We start from the raw sequence: 12,348 nt of genomic DNA, 5'->3' as shown, positions 1-12,348 counted from the left end.
ACAATGCCATAAAATCAGTTTTTTCGCGGAAATAGGTCAAGCATTTTTTTGATTATTTTGTGCTTTTTTATGGTGCTTTTTTTTGGAAAAATTTTAACCAATTTTTGTATTCGTTAAGGCAGAAGTTTACATCTGTTGGGATAAATCGGATTTTGGCTCCGGGTTTTGTTTGGGCGAGTTTAGCAAGGTCAAGCCTAGCGACTGTCCCGAGTTTGTGGTAGCCACCGATAGTTTGTCGCTCGCACAGCATGATAATAGGCTGACCACTAGGAAGGACTTGCACGGCCCCCAGGGCAATCGGTTCTGATATCAAATGCTGTTTTGGAACAGCAATAGGGTGTCCGGTCAACTGATAGCCCATTTTATTACTTTGGCTGGCGACGCTATAAGTGGCTTCGTATAGAGTTGGTGTAGCATTTTGATCAAATAAAAGATGTTGAGAGCCCAGTAAAAGCCGAAGCTGTATGATCGATGATGGTGCAAAGTCTGGGATGAATTTCGAAGAAACACTGATTGGTTTATATTGTTTTTCTGAAAGGGCAAAACAATATAGGTCATCGCCTGCTCTTAATCCTTGCCCATCGCTGTGTAAGCCTCCTAAGCGGTCTTTCGTTACTGTAGCTGAACTTCCATGATGCAACGGTGCTTTGATCCCTGAGGGAAGAGCTATGTAGTTCCTTAAACCCATGCGTGGCATTCTAACGCTAAGGCGTTGACCGCGCTTGGCCCATATACGACTCCAATTTGGCACTTTGATGTCATCTAGATAGGCGTTATCCATTGCTCCCGTTATTGCAAACCAAGAATTTTGCTGAAATTCGGCTTCAAGACCTCCAAGGCTGGTTTCGATAACCGAACTTGAAAAAGGGTTTTCCAGTAACTTATTTGCCCAATGAAACGAATACTCATCAGCTACACCACCTTGTGTAATACCTAAATGTGCGTATCCAAAGCGTCCTTGATCTTGAATGCTTGTGAGTGTGTTTGTTTTGAGTACGGTGAGCACCTTGTTCATAATTTACCGCCCAGCTCAATAAAGAGGCGTTTAGAAATAGCAGTAAAGCGAACCGTGTCACCTGGAGACAATAAAGTCATTGGTTGCTGTTGGGGACTGTATAGCTCGATTGGCGTTCTGCCAATGATATTCCAACCACCTGGGCTTTCTTCTGGGTACACAGCGGTTTGAGGACCTGCAATAGCCACACTGCCTTTCGCTACGATGGGTCTTGGCGAATCAAGTCGCGGTAATTGTAGTGACTTCGGTGTTTCTGCCATAAAGGCAAACCCAGGCGCAAAACCCAAAGCATGCACTTGATACTCTGCACAAGTATGGATTTCTTGTAACTGCTGTAACGACAACCCCTTTTCTTTAGAAAACCGAGTAGCATCTAGTGCAACTTCTTCACCATAATAGACGGGGATTTCAATGGTATTTGTTAAGGCATGGTTTTGGCTAATATTTGAATTTAGTGTTAAAGAGTGAAGTTGCCTGTGCAAAAGAGTGTAATCAAATTCCAATACAGAGAACTCAAGGAATAAGGTCGTGTAGGACGGCACCGCATTAATGGGTGCAGGTGTTAGATTATGGTTTAGAATTTTAGCTAAACGAGCGATATATGGGGGCAAAGACTCATCTATCTTATCTGCAAACCGAAGCAAAATAGCGCATTCTCCCACCGGTTCTATATGCAGTTTATATTTTTCGATAACGCTCACGTGGCATGCTCATCAATTAACTTACGAAGATGTTGAGTAAAGACAAGGGCATCACCGCCGTCGCCGTGAATGCACAGCGTATCCGCCTCTACTTGAATCGATACATTATCGATGCTGTTAAACATCGCGCCTCTAATCAATGATAATGCTTGGCTTTTCACATCATCAAGACTTTCAATGACAGCCCCCTTTGCTGTGCGCGCAGCAAGTTGTTTATCATTGGTGTAGCGCCTATCGACAAACCCTTCATGAATGAGAGGAACATTCGCTTGTTGTGCGATGTGTAAATAGTCTAAATTGTCCGTTGCCAGTATCATCACAGGCAATTGAAGTTGTTTCGCCGCTTCAATAACGCCTTTGAACAGTTCAACATCCTTCATCATGTCGTTATACAGGGCGCCATGGGGTTTTATGTAGTCGACATTGACGTGATGCAACTTGCAGATACCCTGCAAAGCGCCCACTTGATAGAGCATAAGGTGGGTGATCTGAGCGCTGGTGTGAAAAATAGAACGTCTGCCAAAGCCTTGTAAATCCGCATATCCTGGATGCGCACCGATAGAGACTCCGTGTTGTTTTGCGAGGGCTACAGTATCCGACATAATGTCAGGATCTGAGGCGTGAAAACCACAGGCGATATTTGCCATATCGATATAGGGCATGATCTGAGCATCATTGCCCATTGTCCATGCGCCTAAGCTTTCACCCATATCACAATTTAGTTTCATTGGTTCCTCTTTTACACTGCGCGATAGACTCGTACTGCCAGCAACTCTATGATGTTGTTACGGTTTATCAAATTAATTCTCTGTACAGTAAAGAATAACAATAAACGAGAGTTTTTGACCAATTTAGCGTTTATACATCGTCCTTTCTGTGACGCAACAGGGTTGGAAAATTCAAACCTTTACAAAAATTTGGTACTCTTAACTATAAATCAATCAGTTGGTAAAACTCATGAATGTACTTGTTACTGGCGGTATGGGCTATATTGGCAGCCATACTTGCATACAGCTTTTAGAAGCAGGGATGACACCTGTAATTTTTGACAATCTATATAACAGCAAGGCAAGCGTAAATCAGCGTATCAGCCTTGTATCGGGTCAAAATGTGCAGTTTGTTGAAGGCGATATCAGAGATAAAGCCTTACTGGTTAAGGCAATGCAGCAGCACAATATCGGTGCGGTTATTCACTTTGCAGGATTGAAAGCTGTCGGTGAGTCAGTGGCTAAACCGTTGGAGTATTACGACAACAACGTCAACGGTACACTTGTGCTGGTGGATGCGATGAGAGAGGCGGGAGTTAAAAGATTGGTATTTTCTTCTTCTGCCACTGTGTACGGTGATCCTGCATCAGTGCCTATTACCGAAGACTTCCCAACAAGTGCTACAAACCCCTACGGTCGTAGCAAACTAATGGTAGAAGAGTGCCTTACGGATTTTCAAGCAGCTAACACAGATTGGAGTATCACTCTGTTACGTTACTTCAACCCTGTGGGTTCTCACCCAACAGGACATCTAGGTGAAGATCCTCAAGGCATCCCAAATAATTTGATGCCATTTGTATCTCAAGTTGCTGTTGGTCGTCGTGAATACCTGTCCGTATTTGGGGATGACTACGCAACGCCTGATGGTACGGGAGTTCGTGATTATATTCATGTAATGGATTTGTCTGATGGACACATTGCTGCCTTGCAAAGGGTTGGCAATGAACCTGGGCTGCACATTTTTAACCTAGGTACTGGTAATGGTACAAGTGTTCTAGATATGGTTAAGGCTTTTGAACAAGCAAGCGGTACTAACATTGCATACAAGATTGCACCACGCAGACCTGGTGATATTGCCGAATGTTGGGCAGATCCAGCCAAGGCTGAAGCTGTTTTAGGTTGGAAAGCAACCCGTACTTTACAAGAAATGAGTGAAGACACTTGGCGTTGGCAATCGGAAAATCCGAAGGGTTACCCCGAATAATTCCGAATAAACAGATAATATTTTTGCCACGGAGTGTTACAATTGTTTTTAGAAATTAACAAATCTTAATAACTCTTTGATATCAGGTGGTGAAAATTATGGAACTAGCACTAATCGTGGCATTTATCGCAGCTTCAGTAGTAATGGTTACTAAAGAAATAAAAGCAAACAAATAAGCTCGGTTTATTTTGCAATAATCCAACTTTTTGTTTTTTCTTTTATTGATTGCAAAATTTCAAAGCCAACTTATCAAAAGTTGGTTTTTTTATTTCTATAACTCTTCTATAGTCGCAAAAATCAACACCTTATAACTCATTTTATTGTTGGGATTCCCTTAATTCTCTTGTCTTGCTTCAACATATTCGATGAAATGCAGTGACTTTATGGTTCATAGTGATTAAATAGCACGAAATAAGCTTTGATAAGGAAGTTAATGATTTCGCCAATCACTCTTGAAGCCATGCATATCCTCGACGCCATTGATCGTCGTGGTAGTTTTTCTGCTGCAGCAGAAGAATTAAATCGGGCACCATCTTCGCTCAGTTACCAGATACAAAAACTCGAACAAGAGTTGGATTTGTTTATCTTTGATCGCTCAGGTCACAGGGCAGAGCTTACTCCAGCCGGGAAGATACTGTTAGATCAGGGGAGAGTCATCCTCGCGGCTACTGCAGATATGATTAATGATGCAACCAGCCTTGCAAATGGTTGGGAGTTAGACCTAACGATAGCTTTTGATGGTGTAATTCCAGTAGGGCACTTCTTTCCTTTAGTTGATAAATTGGCTAAAAAAAGCAAAACACGTCTTAAGCTCCAAGAAGAGATACTTGCTGGGGGATGGGAGGCTTTGGCGTATGAACGGGCAGATATCCTGATTGCTCCAATGACAGACATTTCTCTTCCTGAGGCAAAAATTGAAACAATAGGCACTATTGGTTTAACTTGGGTTGCAGCTCCAGAACATTTTGTTCATAAACGCGTTGGTAAGTTTGATCAAGCAGCGCAATCGAATTATCGCGTCATTGCTATTGCCGATTCAGCAAGAACGAAGCCAACACGCAGTATCAATGTCTTTGAAAAGCAGCCACGCCTTACTGTGACGAATTTTGCTTCAAAGATAGAAGCATTAGAAAGTAATTTAGGTATAGGCACAATCCCTTCACATATTGCCAAAATCAAAATTGAAGCAGGGCTTCTTAAGCAGATCAGCGGTAGTAAAGAATCTGAATTACCGATCATCATGGCCTGGAAGCGAAATCAGATGGGAAAGGCTAAAAGCTGGATGATTCGTAACTTGCCAAAGCAATGGCACCTGAAGTGACGGTGAGCATCACTTCAAGTGTGCACAATAAAAAGGTATCAAAGGGGTAGCGCCATCTCTACAACACCTTCTTCAAAGTCTACTTGCGTGGAAAATCCAAGTTTCTGCGCAAGCGTGACCATACCTTTATTCGATGGCATGGTCATACCGTCTATACGAGCAATACCCTTATTGCGACAATAATCGATAATGGCTTGCATCAGTATTCGGCCTAACCCTTGCCCCTTCATATCTGACCGAATAAGCACAGCGAATTCAGCGCTGTTGCTTCTAATATCGGTAATGGCTCTGACTACACCGATAATCTGCGATTCTTTTTCTAAAACCAAGGCCATTTCTCTGTCGTAATCAATTTGAGTCAAGTTAGCCAGTGCTTGGTGGTCAAACTCACCAACATCACTAAAGAAACGCTTATACAAATCCTCTTTACTGACGTTATTAATGAACTGGGCGTGTAATGGCTCGTCCTCAGGTCTTATCGGTCGCAACAGCGCCTCAGTAGTGTCCTTGAGAGTAACTATTGATTCGAGCTCTATTGGATATGGTCTAATGGCTAAGACACGATTATGGTTTTCCCCCAACTCAATGGATTGTGGCACGAGATTAAGATGCTCTGACTCGTCGAATGCACCTCTAAGGTGTATCGATTGGATTTGTGTCAAATCCACAGTAAGCTGAGAAAATCGTACAAGCGTCTGGGTTAGGGATTCAAATTGACCAGAGCTTATCGGCGTCAGAGTAGCGCGCCTCAATGCTTTTTTTATGAGTGTTTCAGCCAACTTTTGGTTTAGCGGAGGAAATCCTGCTACAAACTGTTTATCACATACCTCTCCCTTACGACCCAAGAGTATGATTGGGCCAAAGGTGGCATCACACTGTAGGTGTAAAGTAATATCAGTCGTTAGACCCTGATCTGTTTGAATTTGATAACAGTTTAATAGTTGTGCGGCTTTATCGGCTGACAGTGTATCTGTGGGGCTTTCAGACAATATTTGCTTTGCTTTAAACACGGCTTCAGCTTGATGCTCTATAGATAGTGGCGTTTCCATTAACTGAACTTGGCTTGCACGGTAACGCACAAGATGCATGAAAGCCATTACACTGCTTTCTGGAGTGCGGTAGGTTGGTACTCCGTGCTTTGAAAATAGACTTCTTGCGTCTTTAGCTGAGGTTTCACCGAGCCAGTTAGTGAGCAGGTTCACTCGTCTTCTATTTGGGTGGTTTTGGTAGATATCGAGTATCTTAGTTGCGGTGTCTAATGGATCCGCTATCGCGGAGGGGCTAAACATGATGAGAATTGCATCTATGTCTTTGCTGTCTAACAATTGACTAAATGCTCTTAGTAATTTGTTACTTTGCATATCTCCAGAAAGATCTATGGGATTCATGGTGCATTCGCTTGAAATCTTATTTAGCGCGGTTATTGTCTCCTCAGAAAACTCAGCTAATTTCCCCCCCAAGTGGTTTAGAACATCGCTAGCAATGACGGCGGGGCCAGAGCCGTTACTTATCATTGCCAGACGTTTTCCTTTAAGAGGAATTGAGTGAGTTAGGGTTTCGGCTGCGGCAAATAGTTCATGAGTGGAGTGAACGCGCAGAAGGCCACAGCGGTCAAAGGCTGAGTCATACACTATATTAAGAGACTTACTCCCGCCATGGTGCAACATCGAAAGTTCTTTACCGACTTGTGAGCGAGCCGCCTTAAGGACTAATACTCTCTTATTACGGGCAGCCGCACGAGCTGCGGACATAAAACGCCGTGCATCTTGAATATGCTCAACGTACAAAAGAATCGCTTCTGTTTTACTGTGCATGGATAGATAGTCTATGACTTCAGCGACATTGACATCCGCCATACTGCCTATAGAAACAAATGCAGAAAACCCAATTTTTTTGTCATTCGCCCAATCAAGAACAGTCGTTGCGATTGCGCCGGATTGAGAAATAAATGCAATTTTCCCAGGCATTACGCTCACAGGAGAAAGAGAAGCATTTAGGTCAGCCCAAGGCATGCAGATACCAAGACTGTTTGGGCCAATCATTCTGATGTTGTGTCGCTTTGAAAGGCGCTTGATTTCATTCGCCTGCATCTCATCAAAGAGTGAGTTCGCTATCAAAATAGCCGCTCTAATTCCCTTACTATCAAGTTCACCAAACAAAGTATTGAGATCTTGATGGTTGATGCAGATGATCGCCAGTTCTGGAATTAAAGGCAGCGATTCAACATTGGGATAACACAGCACGCCAGAGACGGAGGTGTGGTTTGGATTCACCGGTAAAACAGTACCGTTAAAACCAGAATGGAGGAGGTTATCAACAATGACCTTCCCTGGGGACATAGGTCGATTTGACGCACCAATAACGGCGATTGCATTTGGGTTAAACAGCGAATCCATTGGGCTCATACTTGTCATTCCTTGGTACGGTATCTGTTTAATTTTAAAGCTGTTTCAGCAACTAGTGTGACATTTTTAGCCACTTCGTCAGTTAAAGGCTGAAAACTGAGCCGTTGATCACGTCTAATTGCACTTAGACACCCGCTTACTCTTGATTATGCAACCGATGATGGGCATGATTTTCAGAACTAACTGCGTAAGAGAATTAAAAATGAAAAAAACCGCAATTGTGTCATTAGCTTTATTACTGGCTGCATGTAGTTCAAGTGACTATGAATCAGATGTTCAATCAGAAAGTTATCAAGAGAACTATCAGAGTAGCCAAACAGAGGTTGACGAGAGCAAAGCTGAGATCGAGGAAGAAGATGTCGCTATTGTTGAAGAACAAGTTTCTGAAATTGAAGAGCAAGATGCTGTGGAAACTGATGAGGTCGCTAAAGGTTCAGAAGCACAAGCAGAGGGAACGGCCTTGGCACCAACGGAAGGTTTCTCTATTCAGCTTGCCACTATCTCAGATGAAGAGAAAGCTAGAGCCTTTGGTAAAGCACTGAATGCAGAATCTGATTTGTGGCTACAATCGAAAGAAATCAACAATAAGCCTGTTTACTCTGTATTGATGGGTGATTTCGGTGACTATGATGAAGCTAAAGCTGCAGTAGCATCATTACCGGATGGGTTGCAAAAACTTAAGCCATTCGTTAAAAACTTTACGGATAAAGAATTAGCAGCAACTGACAGCTTCGAGCTGTTAAAATAACTTTTACTAAGATTGATTGGGTTTAACTAGATGTCGAATATTAATATTCTTTTGCTTTGTGGCGGCGGTTCCTCAGAGCACGAGGTGTCTTTGATTTCAGCTGATTATGTACAACAGCAGCTCGAAACTACAACCGGTTTTAACGTCATTCGAGTTGAAATCACTAGTGAAAATTGGTGCAACCAACGAGGCCAAGATTGCTATTTAGACATACATTCGGCGGAACTAGTGGAAGGGGAAGAGCGCTGTAGCATTGATTATATTGTGCCTTGTATTCACGGCTATCCTGGAGAGACTGGAGATATACAGTCAATGTTTGAACTATCAGGGATCCCTTATTTTGGATGTGGACCTGAAGCAAGCAGTAATAGCTTTAATAAAATCACGTCTAAGCTTTGGTATGACGCAATAGGTGTTAAAAATACTCCTTATTTATTCTTAACTGAGAATAATCAAGACAGCGTTCAGAAGACAGTCGATGCCTTTAACGAATGGGGAGGCCTATTTGTAAAGGCTGCTCGTCAAGGCTCATCGGTTGGTTGTTACAAGGTAACGGAAAGTCAAAGCGTTGAACGTGCGATTAGCGATGCATTTAACTATTCAGAGCAAGTACTGGTAGAAAAAGCCGTAAAACCAAGAGAACTTGAGGTCGCTGCGTATGAATACGAAGGTGAGCTATTTATTACGCCACCAGGAGAGGTGATTGCACCTTCAGATACTTTTTATTCTTACGAAGAGAAGTACAGCTCAGAGAGTCACTCTACCACTGAGATAGTGGCAAAGGGCCTGACTAAAGAGCAGCTTGAGTTGATCGCTCAATACTCGCGAAAAGTGTTTGTTCAAATGGGCCTCAAAGACTTGTCTCGAATTGATTTCTTTCTAACTGAAGAGGGGGAAATTTACCTCAATGAGGTAAATACGTTCCCAGGTATGACACCGATTTCGATGTTCCCTAAAATGCTGAGCAACAACGGACATGTTTTCTCTGATTACCTAGCAAAAGCGGTTAAAACTGCGCTTTAGAGTGCGAATCAATCCCAAGGTTTTATGACCTTGAACTTTAGTCGCTCACTGTCTGCTAATACTTGTTTACCCAAGTATTGAGCAGGCATTGCTGGACTTATCCAACGCCCAAAATCGGTTATATCCTTTACGTCGTATCCTTGTCTAGCGAGTTCTTTTGCTGCGCCAACGCGTGCTGACTGTCCGGAGAGTTTAAGTGACAATCCTAGCTGGTTTTCTGTGGCTCGAAAGACGCGGTAAATCGAAGATGCATCGAGCGCATCATCACCGATATTGCCATGGCGGTCGATACGCCTGAAAACTGGACCTAAGTGATCTGGAATCATTAGTAGCCAGCGTTTGACGATTTCACTGCTGGAAGATGAAAGCTGATAGGTATTCTCATTAATATTGATTTTGATTGCGCTATCATCTAATAGTTCAAACTGAACTTGGTGAAACAGCAAGGCCCTTAGTTCACTGCGCTTCATAGCACACTCGAACATCACCGACAAAATGGCAGCATCTCTTAGTTGCTTAAGACTACTCTCAGAGTCCAGTAGCAGATGAATTTCTTTTAAATGCTGGGAGTTAAAGGCTTCTGCTTGTTTAGCATCCCCTTTTTTATCCAAACGAAGCTGTGCCAGTAGCATTTTCACTTGTCGGTGATTGCAGGGATCAGGGTACTCGTGAAAGCGATGTATAAGACCTAAGGTTATCGCCATTCTCTTTAATGTGGCGTATTTTCTGGTCTCACTTTGTTTTTCTAGAAAAAGGCGCACAGCGGTAGTGGAGGCGGGAAGCGTTGCAACCTTACGCTGTCCACAGAAACTAACAAAGTGGTTCCAGTCGTTAAACATTGAGAGTAGAGAGTTACGACTATATTGCTGTTGAGTGAGCGCGTCGAAGTCGTCTAGTGTTATATGTTTATTAAACAAGGCACAGCTTTGGGCTTTGAGTAGAGGCTCGGTGATAGGGATGCACTTTTTTCTCATTTTGATGCACTATAACTAAATAAGAGATACTGTTTATAATAGCTGTTAAAGTACTGATTGAAAACAATATTAAATAGTAAATCTTTTAGTCATCTGAATATCGATGTTTAACCTTATCCCAGATCAATGGTAAAATTGCTTCATAACTTCACAGATAAGGCACGTTATGTCTCTTGTATATTCAACAGAAGTCGGGCGCATTAAGCCTGAAGACGAAAAAGTAGAGCGCCCAAAGGGTGATGGTGTTGTGCGTATTCAACGTCAAACGAAAGGAAGAAAAGGCAAGGGCGTTTGTCTAGTAACGGGGCTTGATATGGACGATGTTGGTCTTAAGCTTATGGCAGCAGAACTTAAAAAAGTATGTGGCTGTGGCGGTTCGGTAAAAGACGGAGTTATCGAGATTCAGGGTGACAGCCGAGATAAAATCAAAGCCCATCTAGAGAAGAAAGGCCATACCGTTAAATTGGCAGGTGGTTGAGTAAATCAATTTAAATTAAAAAGGGCGATACTGTTAATGAGTATCGCCCTTTTTATTATTTATCAAACAGTCCACTACGTGACGCTGTCATATGAGGTTACATCAACACTAAATAAGTAACGAAGATGGCGGATAAACCGTAGATGATTGGGTGTACTTCTTTCCCTTTCCCCGCAACCACCATAGAGAACGAGTAACTGATAAAGCCCATCGCCATACCGTTAGCAGGCGAGAAGCTAAGAATAGTAAACATGATGGTAAAGAACGCAGCAATGCGTGATTCTTTCTTTTCCCACTGAATACTGCCTAGTCTTCCAACCATATAGATACCCACAACGACCATTGCTGGTGCAACAATTGCTGTTGAGAAAATAGAGAATAGTGGGAAAAGGAATAATGATACAAGGAATAAGCCTGATACTACCACGGCCGCAAGCCCTGTTCTTGCACCTTGAGAAGACGCAATACCCGATTCAGAAAAAGCGGTAATTGACGTTGTACCCAGTACTGTGCCAATAACCGTGCCGCCAGCATCAGCAACTAGAGCTGATTTCGCGTTAGGCACTTTACCGTCTTTATCAATGATGCCAGCATCACGTCCAACACCGACGATAGTGCTTAACCCATCAAAGAAGTCGACAATAAAGAAGATTATTACAATAAATAACAGGTCAAATAGCTTTTCTGGTGTAAAGGCTGAAAAGTTAAAGATGGCACCAAAACTTGAGGTTAAACTTGGTGGCATCGAAACGAGAGAATCAGGAATAGGGGCATTAGAAGTACCCATAAATGCATCAGCAGCAATAGTAAGCACAATAGACGTAACAAATGAGATAAATGTCGCTAGTTTAATGTCTCGAATCATACAACCTAGAGCAACGAAGATACTGATGAAAGCTATTAACACCTGAGGTTCTTTAATATCGCCCATACTCACCAGGATAATGGGGTTTGAAACAATAATGCCCGCATTTTTAAGACCAAGAAAAGCAATGAAAAGGCCAAGAGAAACGGTGATTGCCAGCTTGAGATCTTCAGGAATAGATTCGATCATGGTCTTTCTAATCTTAGTTAAAGAGAAGATTAGGTAGATAATTCCTGATAAGAAGATACCAAAAAGTGCTTCATGCCATAAAAGAGCAACAGAACCACTAAATAGTACTCCTTTGAAGAAGCCATTCATGCTCATACCAGGAGCAAGCATTACAGGGTAGTTACCAAAAACACCCATGATCAGAGTAGCAACTGCTGCGGCAATAGCCGTGGCAGTAAACACTGCACCGCGATCCATTCCAGGGATATCACCTAAAATAGCGGGGTTTACCGCTAGGATGTAACTCATAGCCAAAAACGTTATGAATCCAGCGTATAATTCCGTACCAATGCTAGATTTACGCTCGCTGATCTTGAATTGACGGTCGATAACCGAAGTACTACTTGGGCTTGGTTGAATGAGGGTTTCTTGACTCACAATGTAACCTTAATAAACTAAAATAATTAGGTAGTTGCTTATCTAAATAAGATAGAACAAACATCGAAGCCATGTGAGTGGTGGGTGCTTCAGTAATAAATGAGCACTGGAAAACTGTAGTCCCGGAGTTAGGTTGCGGGGTAGAAACGATTGGTCCAAATCACCAAACATATACAGCTTCGATATAATTTGGTGCGGATAGTAAACGTTTGCGTGAGTAATTCAACCTATATTTTGGATA

Annotated in this window: 11 protein-coding genes and 1 riboswitch; of the genes, 5 read left to right on the top strand and 6 right to left on the bottom strand. The window is 42.5% G+C overall.

The window, feature by feature from the left end; genetic code table 11:
* Window positions 1–67: 67 nt before the first annotated feature.
* Genes OCU48_RS15835 through OCU48_RS15825 form a run of 3 tightly spaced genes read right to left on the bottom strand, consistent with a single transcriptional unit; the run spans window position 68 to window position 2,444 of the window.
* Window positions 68–1,015 (bottom strand): 5-oxoprolinase subunit C family protein, encoded by a 948-nt coding sequence (locus OCU48_RS15835; protein ID WP_141344781.1) that lies wholly within the window; start codon window positions 1,013–1,015, stop codon window positions 68–70.
* Entirely contained in the window at window positions 1,012–1,716 is a 705-nt protein-coding gene (pxpB, locus tag OCU48_RS15830) for a 5-oxoprolinase subunit PxpB (RefSeq protein WP_141344780.1), read from the bottom strand. Before pxpB ends, OCU48_RS15835 begins: the two co-directional genes overlap by 4 nt.
* Complete coding sequence (locus tag OCU48_RS15825) at window positions 1,713–2,444, bottom strand: 5-oxoprolinase subunit PxpA (protein WP_141344779.1); 732 nt, start codon at window positions 2,442–2,444, stop codon at window positions 1,713–1,715. Before OCU48_RS15825 ends, pxpB begins: the two co-directional genes overlap by 4 nt.
* Window positions 2,445–2,673: 229 nt before the next feature.
* Here OCU48_RS15825 and galE point away from each other — a divergent pair, with 229 nt between their 5' ends.
* Complete coding sequence (gene galE / locus OCU48_RS15820; protein WP_141344778.1) at window positions 2,674–3,687, top strand: UDP-glucose 4-epimerase GalE; 1,014 nt, start codon at window positions 2,674–2,676, stop codon at window positions 3,685–3,687.
* Window positions 3,688–4,120: 433 nt separating this feature from the next.
* Window positions 4,121–5,008 (top strand): LysR family transcriptional regulator, encoded by an 888-nt coding sequence (locus OCU48_RS15815; protein ID WP_141344777.1) that lies wholly within the window; start codon window positions 4,121–4,123, stop codon window positions 5,006–5,008.
* 38 nt (window positions 5,009–5,046) lie between these two features.
* Here the strand turns inward: OCU48_RS15815 and OCU48_RS15810 are convergent, their stop codons facing one another.
* Window positions 5,047–7,413, bottom strand: coding sequence for a bifunctional acetate--CoA ligase family protein/GNAT family N-acetyltransferase (locus OCU48_RS15810; protein ID WP_141344776.1), 2,367 nt, complete (start codon window positions 7,411–7,413; stop codon window positions 5,047–5,049).
* A gap of 202 nt (window positions 7,414–7,615) precedes the next feature.
* Between OCU48_RS15810 and OCU48_RS15805 the strand changes: the two genes are divergently transcribed.
* On the top strand, window positions 7,616–8,161 hold the full coding sequence (locus tag OCU48_RS15805; protein WP_141344775.1) for an SPOR domain-containing protein: 546 nt from the start codon (window positions 7,616–7,618) through the stop codon (window positions 8,159–8,161).
* A 30-nt stretch (window positions 8,162–8,191) separates the two neighbouring features.
* A complete protein-coding gene (locus OCU48_RS15800; RefSeq protein WP_141344774.1) occupies window positions 8,192–9,184 on the top strand; it encodes a D-alanine--D-alanine ligase in 993 nt (330 codons plus the stop codon).
* A gap of 8 nt (window positions 9,185–9,192) precedes the next feature.
* Here OCU48_RS15800 and OCU48_RS15795 read toward each other — a convergent pair whose 3' ends face one another.
* Window positions 9,193–10,158, bottom strand: a complete 966-nt coding sequence (locus OCU48_RS15795) for a tyrosine-type recombinase/integrase (RefSeq protein ID WP_141344773.1) — start codon at window positions 10,156–10,158, stop codon at window positions 9,193–9,195.
* Between the two features lie 166 nt (window positions 10,159–10,324).
* On the opposite strand from OCU48_RS15795, the gene yciH reads away from it, so the two are divergent.
* Window positions 10,325–10,636: a stress response translation initiation inhibitor YciH gene (gene yciH, locus OCU48_RS15790; RefSeq protein WP_141344772.1), complete on the top strand. Its 312-nt coding sequence runs from the start codon at window positions 10,325–10,327 to the stop codon at window positions 10,634–10,636.
* Window positions 10,637–10,733: 97 nt separating this feature from the next.
* On the opposite strand, the gene OCU48_RS15785 is transcribed toward yciH, so the two are convergent.
* Complete coding sequence (locus tag OCU48_RS15785; RefSeq protein WP_141344771.1) at window positions 10,734–12,107, bottom strand: NCS2 family permease; 1,374 nt, start codon at window positions 12,105–12,107, stop codon at window positions 10,734–10,736.
* A 97-nt stretch (window positions 12,108–12,204) separates the two neighbouring features.
* Window positions 12,205–12,304: riboswitch (purine riboswitch) on the bottom strand.
* Window positions 12,305–12,348: the final 44 nt, after the last annotated feature.

It is taken from the genome of Vibrio inusitatus (assembly GCA_024346935.1).
Lineage (GTDB): Bacteria > Pseudomonadota > Gammaproteobacteria > Enterobacterales > Vibrionaceae > Vibrio > Vibrio inusitatus.
This window is presented reverse-complemented; position numbering and strand designations above follow the sequence as displayed.

Excerpts from the sequence above, each read along its gene's own strand:
- OCU48_RS15835 (WP_141344781.1), bottom strand. The coding sequence starts at position 1,015 with ATGAACAAGGTGCTCACCGTACTCAAAACAAACACACTCACAAGCATT.
- OCU48_RS15825 (WP_141344779.1), bottom strand. The coding sequence starts at position 2,444 with ATGAAACTAAATTGTGATATGGGTGAAAGCTTAGGCGCATGGACAATG.
- galE (WP_141344778.1), top strand. The coding sequence starts at position 2,674 with ATGAATGTACTTGTTACTGGCGGTATGGGCTATATTGGCAGCCATACT.
- OCU48_RS15815 (WP_141344777.1), top strand. The coding sequence starts at position 4,121 with ATGATTTCGCCAATCACTCTTGAAGCCATGCATATCCTCGACGCCATT.
- OCU48_RS15810 (WP_141344776.1), bottom strand. The coding sequence starts at position 7,413 with ATGAGCCCAATGGATTCGCTGTTTAACCCAAATGCAATCGCCGTTATT.
- OCU48_RS15805 (WP_141344775.1), top strand. The coding sequence starts at position 7,616 with ATGAAAAAAACCGCAATTGTGTCATTAGCTTTATTACTGGCTGCATGT.
- OCU48_RS15800 (WP_141344774.1), top strand. The coding sequence starts at position 8,192 with ATGTCGAATATTAATATTCTTTTGCTTTGTGGCGGCGGTTCCTCAGAG.
- OCU48_RS15795 (WP_141344773.1), bottom strand. The coding sequence starts at position 10,158 with ATGAGAAAAAAGTGCATCCCTATCACCGAGCCTCTACTCAAAGCCCAA.
- yciH (WP_141344772.1), top strand. The coding sequence starts at position 10,325 with ATGTCTCTTGTATATTCAACAGAAGTCGGGCGCATTAAGCCTGAAGAC.